14 protein-coding genes are annotated in these 16,435 nt (G+C 66.7%); 7 read left to right on the top strand and 7 right to left on the bottom strand.

Annotated features, from left to right (window positions below):
• The first annotated feature begins 104 nt into the window (after window positions 1–104).
• Window positions 105–2,492: a DNA topoisomerase VI subunit B gene (locus tag KZ498_RS09120; protein ID WP_312618375.1), complete on the top strand. Its 2,388-nt coding sequence runs from the start codon at window positions 105–107 to the stop codon at window positions 2,490–2,492.
• Window position 2,493: 1 nt separating this feature from the next.
• On the top strand, window positions 2,494–3,600 hold the full coding sequence (locus KZ498_RS09115) for a DNA topoisomerase IV subunit A (RefSeq protein ID WP_312618374.1): 1,107 nt from the start codon (window positions 2,494–2,496) through the stop codon (window positions 3,598–3,600).
• Here KZ498_RS09115 and KZ498_RS09110 read toward each other — a convergent pair whose 3' ends face one another.
• The 5 genes from KZ498_RS09110 to KZ498_RS09090 all read right to left on the bottom strand — a co-directional run bounded on the left by KZ498_RS09110 (window position 3,601) and on the right by KZ498_RS09090 (window position 10,806).
• Window positions 3,601–4,347, bottom strand: a complete 747-nt coding sequence (locus tag KZ498_RS09110; protein ID WP_312618373.1) for an MBL fold metallo-hydrolase — start codon at window positions 4,345–4,347, stop codon at window positions 3,601–3,603. It abuts the gene before it with no gap.
• Between the two features lie 63 nt (window positions 4,348–4,410).
• Window positions 4,411–6,072 carry an ATP-dependent DNA ligase LigA gene (gene ligA / locus KZ498_RS09105; protein ID WP_312618372.1) on the bottom strand — a complete coding sequence of 554 codons (1,662 nt, stop codon included), beginning with the start codon at window positions 6,070–6,072 and terminating at the stop codon, window positions 4,411–4,413.
• Window positions 6,073–6,110: 38 nt separating this feature from the next.
• The gene (locus KZ498_RS09100) at window positions 6,111–8,558 is read right to left on the bottom strand and encodes a type II secretion system F family protein (protein ID WP_312618371.1); all 2,448 of its coding nucleotides are present in this window, start codon (window positions 8,556–8,558) and stop codon (window positions 6,111–6,113) included.
• Window position 8,559: 1 nt separating this feature from the next.
• Window positions 8,560–10,182 carry a type II/IV secretion system ATPase subunit gene (locus KZ498_RS09095; RefSeq protein ID WP_312618370.1) on the bottom strand — a complete coding sequence of 541 codons (1,623 nt, stop codon included), beginning with the start codon at window positions 10,180–10,182 and terminating at the stop codon, window positions 8,560–8,562.
• A gap of 123 nt (window positions 10,183–10,305) precedes the next feature.
• A complete protein-coding gene (locus tag KZ498_RS09090; RefSeq protein WP_312618369.1) occupies window positions 10,306–10,806 on the bottom strand; it encodes a TIGR04206 family protein in 501 nt (166 codons plus the stop codon).
• 102 nt (window positions 10,807–10,908) lie between these two features.
• Between KZ498_RS09090 and KZ498_RS09085 the strand changes: the two genes are divergently transcribed.
• Window positions 10,909–11,334: a DUF5793 family protein gene (locus KZ498_RS09085; protein ID WP_312618368.1), complete on the top strand. Its 426-nt coding sequence runs from the start codon at window positions 10,909–10,911 to the stop codon at window positions 11,332–11,334.
• Between the two features lie 15 nt (window positions 11,335–11,349).
• Here KZ498_RS09085 and KZ498_RS09080 read toward each other — a convergent pair whose 3' ends face one another.
• On the bottom strand, window positions 11,350–12,132 hold the full coding sequence (locus tag KZ498_RS09080; protein WP_312618367.1) for an NAD-dependent protein deacylase: 783 nt from the start codon (window positions 12,130–12,132) through the stop codon (window positions 11,350–11,352).
• Between the two features lie 138 nt (window positions 12,133–12,270).
• Here KZ498_RS09080 and sucC point away from each other — a divergent pair, with 138 nt between their 5' ends.
• The 4 genes from sucC to KZ498_RS09060 all read left to right on the top strand — a co-directional run bounded on the left by sucC (window position 12,271) and on the right by KZ498_RS09060 (window position 15,805).
• The gene (sucC, locus tag KZ498_RS09075) at window positions 12,271–13,419 is read left to right on the top strand and encodes an ADP-forming succinate--CoA ligase subunit beta (RefSeq protein WP_312618366.1); all 1,149 of its coding nucleotides are present in this window, start codon (window positions 12,271–12,273) and stop codon (window positions 13,417–13,419) included.
• Window positions 13,416–14,288 carry a succinate--CoA ligase subunit alpha gene (gene sucD, locus KZ498_RS09070; RefSeq protein WP_312618365.1) on the top strand — a complete coding sequence of 291 codons (873 nt, stop codon included), beginning with the start codon at window positions 13,416–13,418 and terminating at the stop codon, window positions 14,286–14,288. Before sucC ends, sucD begins: the two co-directional genes overlap by 4 nt.
• A 43-nt stretch (window positions 14,289–14,331) precedes the next feature.
• Window positions 14,332–15,324, top strand: a complete 993-nt coding sequence (locus tag KZ498_RS09065) for an ATP-binding protein (RefSeq protein ID WP_312618364.1) — start codon at window positions 14,332–14,334, stop codon at window positions 15,322–15,324.
• Between the two features lie 244 nt (window positions 15,325–15,568).
• The gene (locus KZ498_RS09060) at window positions 15,569–15,805 is read left to right on the top strand and encodes a transcriptional regulator (RefSeq protein ID WP_312618363.1); all 237 of its coding nucleotides are present in this window, start codon (window positions 15,569–15,571) and stop codon (window positions 15,803–15,805) included.
• A 169-nt stretch (window positions 15,806–15,974) separates the two neighbouring features.
• Here KZ498_RS09060 and KZ498_RS09055 read toward each other — a convergent pair whose 3' ends face one another.
• Window positions 15,975–16,406, bottom strand: coding sequence for an SRPBCC family protein (locus KZ498_RS09055; protein WP_312618362.1), 432 nt, complete (start codon window positions 16,404–16,406; stop codon window positions 15,975–15,977).
• Window positions 16,407–16,435 lie beyond the last annotated feature (29 nt).

Here is a 16,435-nt window from a genome sequence, read left to right as displayed (position 1 = left end):
AAGCTCCCGCACGCGCGCGGGAGCCCGGTTTCGGGAGACGGCGTTCACTTTCACTCCGGTGGCGATTACCTTATAACCCCGACGCGGGTACGTACCGCACGACAATGACCTCGTATCAGTCGCGAATCGGCGAGGGCGAGGGAATCGCCGAGGAGCTGGCCGAGTCCCAGCGGGCCATCTCCATCGCCGAGTTCTTCGAGAAGAACAAGCACATGCTGGGCTTCGACTCGGAGGCCCGAGCGCTCGTCACGGCCGTCAAGGAGGCCGTCGACAACGCGCTCGACGCCTGCGAGGAGGCCGGTATTCTCCCCGATATCTACGTCGAGATCCAGGAGTCCGGCGACTACTACAAGCTGGTCGTCGAGGACAACGGCCCCGGTATCACGAAGGAACAGGCACCGAAGATCTTCGGGAAGCTCCTCTATGGCTCCCGCTTTCACGCCAGAGAGCAGAACCGCGGGCAGCAGGGGATCGGGATCTCCGCGGCCGTTCTCTACTCGCAGCTCACCTCCGGCAAGCCCGCGAAGATCACCTCCCGGCCGAAGGGCCAGGACGAGGCACAGTACTTCGAACTCATCGTCGACACGGACACCAACGAACCCGAAATCAGCGTCGACGAGACGACGACGTGGGAGCGGCCCCACGGGACCCGCATCGAACTGGAGATGGAGGCCAACATGCGGGCCCGGTCGACGCTGCGGGACTACATCCAGGACACCGCGGTCGTCAACCCCCACGCCCGCATCGAGTTCGACGAGCCGGGACTGGACGAGTCCCTGAAGTTCGAGCGGGCCGAGCGGGCTGAACTTCCCGACGAGACCGAGGAGATCCGCCCCCACCCACACGGCGTCGAACTGGGGACGCTCCTGAAGATGCTCGAAGCCACGGACTCCTACTCCGTGTCGGGGTTCATGCAGGAGGAGTTCACCCGCGTCGGCGGGAAGACGGCCGACAGCGTCATTGCGAACTTCAACGACCGCCACTACGGCCGCGGCATGGCCTGGCAGCCGCCCAAGGTCGGCGAGGACGCAGACATCGAGGCCGCCGTCGAGGACGCCGTCGCCAACAAAGGGGCCGAGACGACCGCGACCTTCGCCGCCGCGGTCTCCGATGCCATCCACGACCGCAACCGGGTCGCGTACCACGAGGTCGAGTCCATCGTCGACGACGCCGCGGCCGACGCCGAAGCCGACGGTGACACCACCTTCGGGAAGACCGTCCGCGAGAACGCCGTCGACGCCGCCTGGGAGGCCGTCACCGCCGAGCGGACCCCCGACCTCTACGCCCTGGTCGACGACGCGACGACGAAGCGCAAGGACGACGCCGCAATCGAAGGGCTCGCGAGCCGACTCGCGGACAAGTTCGGCGACGGCCGCCACCGCCTGACTCGCGACGACCTCCGGGGCTACGTCGACCGCGCGGCCGACATGACCGAGGAGCAGGACGGCGCCACGTTCGGTGAGACGGCCCGCGAGAACGTACTGGAGGCGCTCTGGACGGCCGCCGAGGGCGTCCCGGAGGAGCCGCCGAAGGTCGCCGACATCGCCGACGACCGCGACACCGCGAGCCAACTGCTGTCGGCGATGCGCGAGACGGACATCATTGCACCGCCGACGGACTGTCTCGCCCCCATCAGCGCGGAACTCGTCGAGGAGGGGCTCCGCAAGGAGTTCGACGCGGACTTCTACGCCGCGTCGACGCGGGACGCGGCGGTCCACGGCGGCGACCCCTTCATCGTCGAGGCCGGCATCGCCTACGGCGGCGAACTCGAAAGCGAGGGCGCAGTCGACGTGATGCGCTTTGCCAACCGCGTGCCGCTGGTGTACCAGCGCGGGGCCTGTGCGACGACGGACGTGGTCAAATCCATCCGCTGGCGCAACTACAACCTCGACCAGCCCGGCGGCTCGGGCATCCCGAAGGGGCCGGCCGTCATCATGGTCCACGTCGCCTCGACGAACGTGCCCTTCACAAGCGAGTCCAAGGACGCCATCGCGAACGTCCCCGAGATGGAAGACGAGATCGAACTCGCCATCCGGGAGGCCGCCCGCGAGCTCAAGAGCTACCTGAACAAGCGCCAGTCGATGCAACAGCGCCGCGAGAAGCAGGACAAGCTCGCGACCATCCTGCCGGAGATGGCCGAGAAGCTCACCGAAGTGACCGGCAACGACGAGCTCCACATCGACGACTCGCTGGCCCGCATCATGAACAACGTCCTCGTCGAGCGCGATATCGAGGGCGACACCGTCCGCGTGACCGTCGAGAACAACGACGATACGAACGCCGACGTGGAACTGACCGACATCGTCACCGCCGAACCGCAGGTCACCAACGGCGCGACGGTCGTCGAGATGGACGGCGAGTGGTTCGTCAAGTGGTCGCCGACGGTGGCGGCCGGCGAGACCGCCGTACTGGAGTACAGCGTCCCCGACGAGGCCGAGTTCACCGTCTCGGTCGACGGCGTCGAAGACGAGAAACTCACGGTGAACGCCTGATATGAGCACCGACTCAGACACCACACCAGACACCGAGGAAGCGCGCGAGCAACTCATCGACCTCGCGGCGGACTTCTACGACCAGTTCGCCGGCGGCGAGGTGCCGACGATGACCATCCCTACCCGGACGAAGTCGAACATCGTCTTCGACGAGGACGAGCAGGTCTGGGTGTACGGCGACCGAAACTCCACCCGGTCGGCGAAGACGATATCGGGGGCCGAGAAGATCCTGAAGGCCGTCTACACCATCGACTTCCTCTCCCAGCAACTGGAGGAGGACCGTTCCTCGACCCTGCGTGAACTGTACTACCTCTCGGAGTCCTGGGACCTCGACGAGGCCCAGTTCAACACGCAAGACGAGTCCAACAACCTCATCGAGGACCTCGAAATCGTCTCGGACGTCAAACGCGAGGACTTCCACATGCGCCCGGAGGAGTCCGGGGCGAAGGTGATGGGCCCGCTGCTCCTGCGCGAGCAGACCAACCGCGGCGACCGCGAGATCCACTGCCAGGACGACGTGGGGCAGGGCGGCTACCAGATCCCGAACAACCCCGACACCATCGAGTTCCTCGACAACGACGCGAAGTTCGTCCTCTGTGTCGAGACCGGCGGCATGCGCGACCGACTCGTCGAGAACGGCTTCGACGACGAGTACGACGCGCTGGTCGTCCACCTCGGCGGCCAACCCGCGCGGGCGACCCGGCGGCTCATCAAACGGCTGCACGACGAACTCGACCTCCCGGTCACGGTGTTCACTGACGGTGACCCGTGGTCGTACCGCATCTTCGGGTCGGTCTCCTACGGCTCTATCAAATCGGCACACCTCTCGGAGTACCTGGCGACCCCCGAGGCCCAGTTCATCGGCATCCGCCCGGAGGACATCGTCGAGTACGAACTGCCGACGGACCCGCTGTCTGACTCCGACGTCAACGCCCTGGAGAGCGAACTGGAGGACCCGCGGTTCCAGACGGAGTTCTGGAAAGAACAGATCGAGCTCCAGCTCGACATCAACAAGAAGGCCGAGCAGCAGGCGCTGGCCTCTCGGGGGCTCGACTTCGTGACGGATACGTATCTGCCCGAGCGGCTGGACGAGATGGGTATCCTCTAACTAGTTCTCGTCCAGCACGACCGGGACGCCGCGTTTTGCTACGTCTTCGGCGAAGGCCCCAGAGTCCGCTTCCAGCGACGTGAACGTGTTGTAGTGCATCGGGAGCACGAGGTCGGGGTCCATCGCCTCGGCGAGGTCGGCGGCCTCGTGGCGGTTCATCGTGTAGTGCTGAGCGATAGAGGGGACGAACAGCGACACGTCCAGTTCCGCGTGGCCCTCCAGCACGTCCGTGTCGCCGGTCCAGAACACGCGGATGTCGTCGATGGCGACGAGGAAGCCACAGCCGATGCCCTTTGGGTGGATGGGCGTGCCGTCGTCTTTCACGTTCCGGCCGTCCTCGTGGTTGTAGGCCGGCATCGTCCAGATGGGCACGTCGTCGACCAGCACGTCAGCCTCCATCCCCACTTTGCGGACCTCGTAGTCGAGGTCGGCCAGGCGGTCGAGGTCGCGGTCGGTCGCGTGGACGTTGATGCCCTCGAACGCGACGACAGTGGCGTCGTCGCTCGCGACGCGGCGGATGCCGTCCGGGTCGTAGTGGTGGATGTGGGTCACACAGACGATGTCGCCGTCCTTCGGGGCGTAGTCCTGGGTCGGCGGATGGCCGACGCCGGGCGTGTCCGGTTCCCACTCGCCGGTGAGGACGCCGTAGCGGCCGGGGTCGAAGTAGACCACGGTGTCCTCGCCCTCCAGTCGGAGCGTGGCGTAGCCGAGCCACTCCGCGGTGATGCCGTCGTGTCTGACTGTCATGTACGGACGTTCTCGGAGACGCCCATTACGCGTGTCGGTCCGCTTCCAATTAGCAAAGCGCCGTCACTGTGACGCCGCCAGCCGCTCGACGCGCTCCAGCGAGTCGGCGTCCCCGGGCGTCTTGTCCGCGCGGACCGAGAGGAATCGGGGGAACCGGAGCGCATAGCCCGAGTCGTAGGACTGGGAGGCCTGAATCTCTTCGTAGCCGACCTCGAAGACGACCGCCGGGGCAAGCGCCACGTCGCGGCCGTCCTCGCGCCGGACGTGCGGTTCGAACCGTTCGGTCAGGTCTGCCAGTTCCTCGTCGGTGATGCCCGTCGCCACGTTGCCGACGGTGGCGTAGCCGTCGTCGGTCCGCACAGAGAGTTCGAACGACCCGAGGACGTTCGCCCGGCGGCCCTCGCCCCACTCCGCACCGGTGACGACGCAGTCGAGGGTCTCCACGTCGGGCTTGCGCTTGCGCCAGTTTTTGCCCCGCTTGCCGGGCGAGTACGCCGCCGCCGGGTCCTTCAGCATGATGCCCTCCTGTCCGGCGTCGAGGGCCGCCGCCTCCAGCTCCTCGATTTCCCCGGGGTCGTCGGACAGCCACATCTCCGAGACGACGTCGCTCCCGGCGGGGAACAGCGATTCCAGGCGGTCGTGGCGGGTCTCCAGCGGGGCGTCCAGCAGGTCCTCGCCGTCGGCGTGCAGGCAGTCGAAGGCGTGCAGGCGGACGGCCACGTCCTCGCGGGCCGCGGCCACGTCGTGTTTCCGGCGGAAGCGCCGCAGCACCTCCTGAAAAGGGAGCGGGTCGCCGTCTGCGTCGACCGCGACCACCTCGCCGTCGAGGATTGCCGGGGCGTCCAGCGCCGACTCCACGGCCTCGACTACCTCCGGGAGCGGGTCGGTGACTTCCTCCATGTTCCGGGAGAACAGCCGGGCGTCCTCGCCGTCGAAGTGGACCTGGACGCGAGCCCCGTCGTACTTCCACTCGACCGCGGCGCGGTCCCAGTCTTCGAGCGCGCCGGCGACAGTTCCGGCCTGGGCGAGCATCGCCTGGACGGGGCGGCCGACGTCGAGGGTGATGGTCGTCAGTCCCGACTCGCCCTCGTCGCGGGCCACCTCGGCCACCATGCCGTAGTCGTTAGACACCTGCACCGCCCGTTCGACGGCCTCGACCGGCACGTCGAAGGCGGCCGCGACGGCGTCCCGGACCGTCCCCTCGCCGACGCCGATGCGCATCTCAGAGAGGACGAGCCGGGCGAGGTAGCCGGCTTCGGTCGGGGAGCACCGCGAGAACAGGCCAAAGAGGATGTCGACTTTCGTCCCCTGGCTCCCGCTGCCGTCGACGGCGGCCAGGTTCCGTAGCTCGGCGTCGAGTTCCGCGACCGTCAGTGCGTCGTTCCCGCCGTCAGCGCCGAACGCGGCGAGGCCCTGCTGCCCGCCGAGGTCGTAGCTGGCCGCGACGGCCCCGATCTCGCCCACGTCGGCCAGCCGCCCCTCCACGTCGTCGGCGCCGACGTTCCGGCCGGCCGCGCGGGCGATGGCCTCGTAGCAGAGCCGCGGTCCGATGTCGAGCGTACGGGACTCGTAGGCGGGGAACACCCGGCCCTGGACGAAGCGAGCGAGCGTCGGGAGGTCCGACCCCGCGTCGGCGAACAGGTCGGTGACCGCCTCAGTAATCGCGGTGTCGGCGCTCTCGGCTTCGATGGCTTCGGCCCGGTCGGCGAAGGCGGCGAACTCCATGGGCGCCTCCTACCCGACTAGGCACCGTAAATCCAGCGTCACTCGACCGTGTACTCGACGGTGACGTTCTCGCCGGCCGTCGACGACGCGTACGGTCGGTCCGGCGACCCCGAATTGCTGTCGAAGGGGTAGTCCAGTTGCTGGTTCCCGTTGGTGTCCTGATGGGCGACGAGCACGAGCGACTGGCCGGCCGACGGCGGCCTGTCAAGCGTTATCTGTACGTCGCTGTGGGACCCCGAGGAGAGGTACTCGGAGGTTCCGAGCACTTTCCCGTCGGCCTCGAACTGCCGGACGACGATGAACCCGCCTTCCGAGAGGGATGCGGATTCGACGGTTATCTGGTCGCCGGAAACGGCGGGGCTGGTGACCGTCATCGACGCGACCGGCGAAGAGAGGAGGATGAAGGCGACGTACGCGACACCCAGGAGAATCGCGGCGTGTTTCGCGCCGTCCTTGAGCGTCCCTTCGCCGAGCTGACCGCCGATGAAACCCGTCAGGACCGCCTGGATAAGTGCAGTGTGGAAGAACACGAGCGTGTACGCGGCCTTATCGACGCGGCCGAAGCGAGCGAACTGGTCGACGCTGACGCCGAGTCGGTTCGACTCGCCGGCCGGCATCGGCACGCTCGATGGGAGGCTCGGGACGAGCACCTCCTGGACGGCGACGATGATGACCAGGAACACCAGGAAGGCGACGTAGATGACCACGAGGTAGGTGAGCATCTGCTGGCGTCTACGGCGTTTCAGCCGGAGGTCCGCCCGTGATTGCGTGGCCGCGATGCGGAACACCGGCCCGAGCTGGCCCGAGGCGTGCATCGCGTGGGTCAGCAGCGTCACGATGCGGGTTATCGCCGTCGTCTGGACCCGGCGGCCGAACCGCACCAGGGCGTCGTCGACGTTCGCGCCCATCCTGATGTCGGCCCAGATGCGGTGCATCTCCCGGGTGAGCACGCCGATGTCGCTCCCGCGGACCCGGCGGAGGCTCTCCACGACGGTCATCCCGGCCTCGTTCAGGCTGGCCAGCCGTTCGAGCAGGTCCGGCGTCGCGTCCTCGATGCGGGACAGCCGCCGGGTGTAGACGAACCGTACCAGCGCGAACGGTCCCAGAATCAACAGTACGGACTGGATGACGAGGTCGTCGAGGATGCGGACGTTCACCGACGACGCCTGGAACGCCGACGGGGCGCGGACGAGCAACAGCACCACCGCGACGGGGACGGCGAGGTAGAGGACGTACACCGGGTTCCAGACCAGCGACTGAATCGGGGCGCTGAGCAGGTCCCGAACAGATCTGACGCGGTCGTAGAACCGGAGCCGGTGCCAGTTCGCCTCGTCGGCCGGGACGACGCCGCCGTCGGGCAGGCCGAGGCGGTCAGTCCCGAGGCTGGGTTTCCCCAGCGTCGCCGTCTCGTATCGCTCCAGAATATCCGTCGTTCCGGCGCTGCCGATGCCGAGAGACTGGAGCTTGATATCGAGATACACCACGAATCCGGCGTTGGCCAGCGGGATGACGAGATACGCCATCAGCTGCAACAGCCAGAGCGTGTCCGTCGTCGTCAGGCCGAACACGAGCAGAATCGTCATCAGGAAGAGCACGGCGGCGACGAACACGGTGACGTACGCCTCGGCGACCGTGGCCAGCCGTTCGAGCAGGTCCGCCTGGCGCTCGGCGGCCTGCTCCTGGTGGCGCTCGTACTGCTCGCGGAGGAACGGGGCAAGCGACTGGCCGCTCTGGAGGACGCTGGAGAGGTTCTCGGTGAACGTCTTGAACTGTTCGCTGGGGGTCCGCCGGGACACGTGTTCGAGCGCCGATATCATGTCCCGGCCGAACAGGTCCATCTCCCTGACGGCGACGCCGACTTCCTTCGCCGTATCGCCGTATATCTCCTGATTTCGGGCCAGCACCCGCATCACGTCAGGGAACGACATCCCGCCGCGGGAGAGGGCGTACATGAAGGCGATGGTGCGGGCCATCCCCTCGTCGATGTTCCGGCTCCGAACGTCCGCCCGGTTCTGGAGCCGTTCCCAGCGGTAGAGGTACGTGAGCCCCGCCGTCGTCGCGCCAGCGAGCACGCCGCCGCCGATGAGGATGTAGAGCGTCCCCGTCGGCGTCAACACGAGCTCGAACGTCCGCAGGCCGAAGGCGGTCACCATCGTCGAGGGGAGCCCCTGTGCAAGCTCCACCAGCGCCGGCAACACCAGCAGCAGGCCGCCGATGGCGTACGCGCCGGTGATAGCACCGGCGACGGCCCCCGCACAGGCGTACACCAGGGTTCTGGCGGCGTACCCGCGGTACGTCTCGTCGACGTACGCGGCTTCGAGCTGGCGTTCCCGTCCGGGCGACTGGCCCACGTACCGACCGAAGAGCCGTCGGGACAGCCGCGTGAGGTTGCGGCCGAAGCGCTCGTCGACAGTGCTGTAGCCGATCAGCCCGAGAATCCCGACGACGACGGCGAGCGGTGCCAGACCGAGCGGGTTCAGCGCCATGTCAGGCTATCGCGCCGTCGTCGATGTTGGCCATGACCTGCGCTTTGTCCGCGTAGTACTTGTTGACCATCGCCGTGAACTTCCGGTAGTCGCTGATGCCTTCTGACTGGAGATAGCGGAGGAACCGCTGGCGGTTGCGGAGGTCGGTCAGCAGTTCCGACTGTGTCCAGCCGCGCTCCGACCGGATTTCGTCCAGTAGCTCGCTGTTGTTCTCGGCGAAGCGGTCCTCGGTGGCCCGCCAGTTGTACGTCGTCGAGTAGTCCAGCTCGCCGGTCCGCTGGTCGATGCCCTCGATTTCAGCGAGGGTCTTCGCCCGCCGGACGCGCTCATCGCCCGAGCGGGCCAGTACCTGGACACAGAGGATGTCGAGGCTCTGGACCATCGGCCGCGGGACGTTGATGGGCTCGTTCTCCAGCCGGTTGATGACGGTCTGGACGGAGTCCGCGTGCATCGTCGAGAACGTGGTGTGGCCGGTGTTCATCGCCTGAAACAGCGTGATGGCCTCCTCGCCGCGCACCTCGCCGACGATGATGTACTCGGGACGGTGGCGCAGCGCGGACCGCAGCAGGTCGTACATCGTGATATCGGAGTCGTCAAGCCGCTCGCGGGTGACCGAGGAGAGCCAGTTGTCGTGATACAGCGACAGCTCGCGGGTGTCCTCGATGGAGAGCACCTTCGACCGGGGCGGCAGGAACATCGCCAGGGCGTTCATCGACGTGGTCTTACCGGCGGCGGTCCCGCCGGCGAAGATGAGCGACTTGTTGGACTCGATTGCCAGCCAGAGGTAGGCGAGCATCTCGACGGAGAAGGTGCCGTACTCCAGCAGTTCGATAGGCGTGAACGGCTCGTCGGCGTACTTCCGGATGGTGAACGCCGAGCCACGCGGGGTCACTTCCTCGCCAAGCGCCAGTTCGATGCGGGAGCCGTCGGGGAGCGTCGTGGAGACGACGGGGTCAGAGACGGAGACGTGCCGACCCGACCGCTGAGCCAGTTGGATGACGAAGTCGTTCAGTTCCTCGGCGTCGTAGACGATGCTCGTCTCGATGTCGGTGTACTGGTCGTGGTAGACGAAGATGGGGAGGTTCGCCCCGTCACAGGAGATGTCCTCGATGTCCGGGTCGTGCATCAGGGGGTCGATGTGGCCGTAGCCCTGGAACGAGCGATACAAGTAGTAGAACAGCCGGTAGAACGTCTCTGGCTCGATGACGACGCCGTACTCCTCCAGCCTGGCTTCGAGTTCCTCGGCGAGGACCCGCTCCGGGTCGGTGTCGACGTCGTCGCGGTAGATGAGCGGGATGCGGATGTCCTCGAACAGGCGGTCGAGCAGCTCCCGCTCGATGTCGGAAAGCGACGGCTCGACGACCTGGTACAGGTGCTCGTCGCGGTCAGGGTCGTGGTTGATGGAGGCAAAGGCGAAGGGGGCGTTCAGCCAGTAGCGGTCGACCTCGTCGTAGCCGTCCAGCCCGTCGAACTCGACCAGCGCGCCGTGGCGGCTGGGGTCGTAGTTCGCCGTCGGGACCGCCGACCCGCTCAGTACTGTGGCAGTCCGCGAGAGCCACGACTGGATACGGCCGAGCGGGTCCGAGACGAAGTCACCGGGTTCGGGGGGTTCTGGGTTCGACATCGGTGGTTCCTCGGGGAGCAGACGGCGCTCCACGGAGTATACCTCTGCTATCGTATCCACCTACTTAAATTCGCTCGCCAAATTATCAGAAGTATAATCGCCAGCGGGCGCACGGACCGTCCGTCACGTCCGGTCGACGGTCAGCAGGAGGTAAGCGAACACGAGCGCGACGAGCGCGCCGACGGGAACGGTGAGGCCGGGAAACGTCGTGATGAACAGCCCGCTGGCCGCGAGCGTGAGGACGCCAACCAGTCCGAGCAGCCCGCCGAACAGCCGGACCGGGTCGACGGGAGAGGCCGCTTCGACGCGCTCCTCGGCGGCGTAGTAGTAGAGGCTGAGTCCGAGCGGGAGCAGGAAAACTGCCAGTGCCGCGAACCCGAGGGTCCCGGCGAGCGCGAGCGAGGCCGACTCCTGGAAGGCGGCGACCTGCCAGGCCCAGAGGAAGGGTCGTTCGCCGGGGAGGGTCGCGCCGAAGATGAACTGGAACCGGAACGGGAGGAATCGGAGACCGACGACAGTCAGCCCCTCAATCTCGAACAGCGAGACAGACCACGGCGCCAGTCCCACGAGCCACGTCGCAAGCACCGCGAACTCGCCCGCGTACTCTGATTTCACCCAGGCCATGCTACTGTCAGAGGGAGGGCCGGTCCGGTAAAAGCTACCGATACCGACAGTCGGTGCGCCGTTACGTTCATTTGCTCGGGCGACGTACAGTTGGGTACCGGAATGAGGCGTGATTACTTCACTGTCGATATCCAGGCTTCGGCCACCGACAACGACGACCCGACGATCGCGATTGTGTACGATGGGCCGACAGGAGAGCTCCGCGAGCGCCTCACCAAAGTAGACGACGGCACACTCGATGGCGAGGAGATCGACGTGACCTTCCGCCGCCAGCCCGAGAGCGACGGCGTGCTCTCGCTGACGAACCGCCTCACCGGTGAGTACATCTTCGAGGCGACAGCGCCGACGGCGGACATCGACGCGCTCGTTTCCGCGGCGGACGCCCAAGAAGACCCACAGTTTACAGTCCGTCTCACCGACGGCGACGGCGAATTACGGACCTACGAGAAGCGGACGCTGCTCGTCTACGACCACGACGGGAGTCTCCTGCGCGGACAGAGCCTGATTCCCGGCAGCGTCGAGCTATAGACGCGTCTCGCAGCGCTATATCCGTTCGAGAACCGCCGGGAGCACCTGTGTGACATCCGCCCGGAGGACGTGCGCCGCACTCGCGTCACGCGGCGTCGCCTCGTAGTTTATCACGACCAGCGTGCTGCCCGCCTCCGCCGCGATTTTCGGCAGGAGTGACGCCGGTCGAACCGACAGTGACGACCCCACAGCCAGGAACACGTCGCTGTCCCGGGCGAGGCGCTGGCCCTCGTCCATCGCCACGTCGGGCATGGGTTCGCCGAACAACACGACGTCCGGGCGGTAGACGCCGCCGCAGTCACAGCGCGGCGGCAGGTCGCCGCCCTCGGCGGCCTGCTCGAACACGGCCTCGGCGTCCCGGCGGTGGCCGCAGTCGTCACAGACCACGCGCTGGTGGGTCCCGTGCAGTTCGATGACCCGGTCCGTCCCGGCGGCGTCGTGTAGCCCGTCGACGTTCTGTGTGAGGACGGCGTCGAGATGGCCCGCGGATTCGAGTGCCGTCAGCGCCTCGTGTGCGGCGTTGGGTTCGGGGTCCAGACCGTCGTAGATGGCCGCCCGAAGCGAGAGTCGGTCTTCCCAGAAGCCCGCCGGGTCGGCGTCGAGGCGGCGACGATGGAAGTCCGCCGGGTCGTGGCGCTCCCAGATACCGTCGTCGCCGCGAAAGGAGGGGATGCCCGACGCCGTCGAGACGCCCGCGCCGGTGAGCGCGACGGCGGTTTCGGCGGTGCGGAGCGCCTCGGCCACCGCGTCGAGCGTCTCCTCGTCGACGCCGTCGGTCCCGTGCCTGTCGTCGGTCATACGCTCGCTTCGCAGTGCGATGCTGTGGGTCTGTCGGTCGCATCGGCGTCCCGACCCACAGTACGGCGGGACGGATGTCGCCCGTCGCAGAAGGAGAAAGACGGATTTAAATCGCCACCGCTCGCCTCTCTGCATGACATGCGCTTGCACGAATATCAGGCGAAGCAGGTCTTCGCCGACGCGGGCATCCCGACGCCCGCCTCGCAGCTGGCCGAGACAGTGGATGAAGCCGTCGACGCGGCCGAGGACATCGGATATCCGGTCGCCATCAAGGCACAGGTACACGTGGGCGGCCGCGGCAAGGCCGGCGGCATCAAGCTCGTCGAGTCCAAAGAGGAGGCCCGGGAGGCCGCCGAGGACATCATCGGGATGGACCTCAAGGGCTATCACGTCTCGAAGGTGCTCGTCGAGGAGGCCGTCGACTTCGTCAACGAGTTGTACGTCGGCGTGACGATGGACCGCGGCGAGGGGCGTCCCGTCGCCATGGTCTCGACGAAAGGCGGCGTCAACATCGAGGAGGTCGCCGAGGAGGACCCCGACGCCATCGCCCGCGAGCACATCGACCCGGCCTTCGGGATGCACCCGTTCCAGGCCCGGAAGGTCGTCTACGAGGCCGGCGTCGACCGCGAGCTCGCAAACGACGTGGCGAGCGTCCTCACGACGCTGTACCAGCTCTGGGACGACCGCGACGGCGCCGACACGGAGATCAACCCGCTGATGATCACGAGCGACAACGAAGTCATCGCGGCAGACGCCGTGATGAACATCGACGACGACGCTCTGTTCCGCCAGCCCGAAATCGCCGAGATGGGCGAGGAGGCCGCGGAGGGCGACGCACTCGAACAGAAGGCCGACGAGTACGGCTTCGATTACGTCCGACTGGACGGCAACGTCGGCATCATCGGCAACGGCGCGGGCCTCGTGATGACGACGCTCGACCTCGTCGACTACTACGGCGGCGAGCCCGCCAACTTCCTCGACGTGGGCGGCGGCGCGAAGGCCGACCGCATCGCCAACGCGCTCGATATGGTGTTCTCCGACGACAACGTCGACTCCGTCGTGTTCAACATCTTCGGCGGCATCACCCGCGGCGACGAAGTCGCCAACGGCATCAACCAGGCCCTAGAGCAGTTCGACGAGATTCCGAAACCGGTCACCGTCCGACTCGCGGGGACCAACGCCGAGGAAGGCATGGAGATTCTGAACGAGGACCTGGTGACGGTTGAGCACACGCTGGAGGACGCCGTCCAGCGTGCGGTCGAGTACGCAAAGGAGGTGGAAGCATGAGTGTTCTAGTCGACGAAGACACACGCGTCGTTGTACAGGGAATCACCGGCGGTGAAGGGAAGTTCCACACCGAACAGATGCTTGAGTACGGCACGAACGTCGTCGCCGGCGCAGTGCCCGGTCGCGGCGGGCAGGAAGTCGCCGGTGTGCCGGTGTTCGACACCGTGCAGGGCGCGGCCCGCGAGGCCGACGCGAACGCCGCCGTCGTGTTCGTGCCGCCGGCCTTCGCCGGTGACGCCTGCTTCGAGGCACTCGACGCGAAGGGCATCGACCTCGTCGTCACCATCACCGAGGGCATCCCGACCCAGGACATGGCCCGGGTCTACCGCAAACTGCAGGAGACCGACACGCATCTCGTCGGCCCGAACTGCCCCGGCGTCATCACGCCCGGCGTCGCCAAACTCGGCATCCTCCCGGGGAACATCTTCTCGTCCGGGAACGTCGGCCTCGTCTCCCGCTCGGGGACGCTGACCTACCAGGTCGTCGACAACCTCACCAACCGCGGTATCGGGCAGTCGACGGCTATCGGCATCGGCGGCGACCCCATCATCGGGACGGACTTCATCGGCGCGCTCGAACAATTCGAGGCCGACCCCGACACCCACGCCGTCGTCATGTGCGGCGAGATCGGCGGCGAAGACGAGGAAGAGGCCGCCCGCTACATCGGCGAGCACATGGACACGCCGGTCGCCGGCTTCATCGCCGGCCGGACCGCGCCGCCCGGAAAGCGGATGGGCCACGCCGGCGCCATCGTCTCCGGTTCCGGCACCGGCACCGCGCAGTCGAAGATCACCGCCCTCGAGGACAACGGTGTCCCGGTCGGTGACACGCCCGAGGAAGTCGCCGACCACGTCGAAGACCTGCTGTAGGGCACCGTCGGTTTCTTATCGCCTGTTTTCGTACTCCCAGGCGATGACGCCTGCTCGTGGGACCGTCTATCTCGTCACCGGTACCGACGCGACTGCCCTGGCTGGGGACCTCTCCGAAGCGCTGCCACCGGACGGTGCAACTGTCGAAGCAGTCCGAGACACGAGCGTCGTTCAGGACCGGCTGCGCGACGGGGCTGTCAGAGGCGTCGTCGTCAGCGACGACGCCGACCACGACGGGGTAGCGGTGTTCGAGGAACTGCGGGCAGCAGGGGCCGAGATTCCGATCGTGCTCGTCGCGACCGACCCAGACACGGACCGTGTCACCGAGGCGCTCCGGGCCGGCGTCACCGATTACCTGCCCACGGGGACGCCGCCGTCCCTGCTGGCCGCGAAACTCGAAGCGTACGCGACCCGCTGGCCGACCGACTGGCGGGTCGGTGCCACACAGTGGGACGCGATTTCGAGCGGCGTCTCACACGACGCGAAGAACCCGCTGAACGTCGTCATGGGCCGGCTGGAACTGCTTGACATCGGCGAGCCCCACGAGGAACCGCTGCTTCGTTCGGTCCGGCGCGTCGAGTCACTGCTTACCGACCTCTCCCGCATCGGAAGCATCGCGTGCCCGGTCTCGGAGACCCACCCACTCTCGCTGGCTGACGTAGCGACTGAGGTCTGGACCGCGGAGAGCTACGGGGACGCGACGCTGGAAGTGGCGACAGACGCGTCTGTCGACGCCGAAAGCGACCGGCTGCGGATGCTGTTGCGCGAACTGTTCGACAACGCGGTCACACATAGCGAGAAGCCGGTGACCGTCACCGTCGGCGACACCGATTCCGGGTTCTACGTGGCCGACGACGGTCCCGGGATTCCCGATTCGGAACGCGACAGGGTGTTCGACCTCGGCTTCGGGACGACGCGGGACGGGGAGGGGTACGGACTGTTCCTCGTCGACACCGCGGCGCGGGCCCACGGGTGGACGGTGTCGGTCGGAGACAGCGACGCCGGCGGCACCCGGATAGACGTTATCACGTCCTGACCTCTCTCAGGCGAGCTAGATTTGGGACTCCGGAACACGACGTCCGTCAGCATCGGTCGATACTGGCCAATGCCGAGATGTGTACATGACAGGGCAGTTATGGCAGCCATTACTGTCCAGGATATGAAACGTATGCCGCGCCGAAAACCGACGGACGGCGGACGCCCCGTACCTACCGACAACGGAAAGAAGCGGCCGTGAACGTTCCGGTATCGCTATAAGGGATGAATCTGTATTTTCGAATATGCCTCATATTTGTCGGAACTGCAAGCGGACCTTCGGCACAGAACTCGAACTCGAACTCCACCGCGATACGTGCTCGGCCGGGCAGCTCTACTGTGACGAATGCGGCGACCGATTCACGGAGCGAGCGGCCACGGAGGACGGCTGGCACTATCGATGTCCGAACGACGACTGTGACGGAACCGGCATCGACGACGACATCCACAAAGTATCGGACGCACGCGTAACCAAACAGTAGCTGACGGCACGAACAGAGTGGGCCCCAAACTGGTTCCGAAGTGACTGTCCCAGACCGACGCTCGGGCCACCTGCAAGCCGCTGTTGAGAGAGATGCGTAGCCTCGTCTTCTCGGACTCGTCGATTATCTTTGTTTCAGACGGTCCTGCCGACGGTAGCGTGGCCGCTGCCTACGCGTCGCGCCGCTGTGCGATAGAAGCAATGTGCCGACACGCACGGGCACACACCGGGGCGTAGCCGGTCGCCAGCGGTGGAATCTCGAACCCGACGACGGAGCCGTCGGCCCGTTCTTCGGCGAAATGCCCCGTTGCGGGGAGCCGTGCGACGGCCCACGTCCAGCGGTACGGCGTACACGCCGTCACTTCGAAGGGGAGCCACACCGCGCGGGCAACGCGAACGCGGCCGGTCGTCCCCGCGGAGATGTACCGGCTGTCCGTCTCGACGGCCGTGACCGACGGCCCCCAGTCGGGCCAGGAGTCAGTGTCTGTCAGGATATCCCACACAGTGACGGCAGACGCGGCGACGTCGCGCCGGACGACGAGGCGTCGCCCGTCCGGTGTCGGCTCCAGTGAGACGCTGCTGCCGCCGAGTTCGAGTGCCATTATCAGAAGCAATAGGGCGGAGCCAAGGT

It is taken from the genome of Haloarcula sp. 1CSR25-25 (genome assembly GCF_032027985.1).
In the GTDB taxonomy this organism is placed as follows: domain Archaea; phylum Halobacteriota; class Halobacteria; order Halobacteriales; family Haloarculaceae; genus Haloarcula.
The sequence above is the reverse complement of the archived record's forward strand: the minus strand, read 5'-3'. Positions and strand labels throughout refer to the sequence as shown.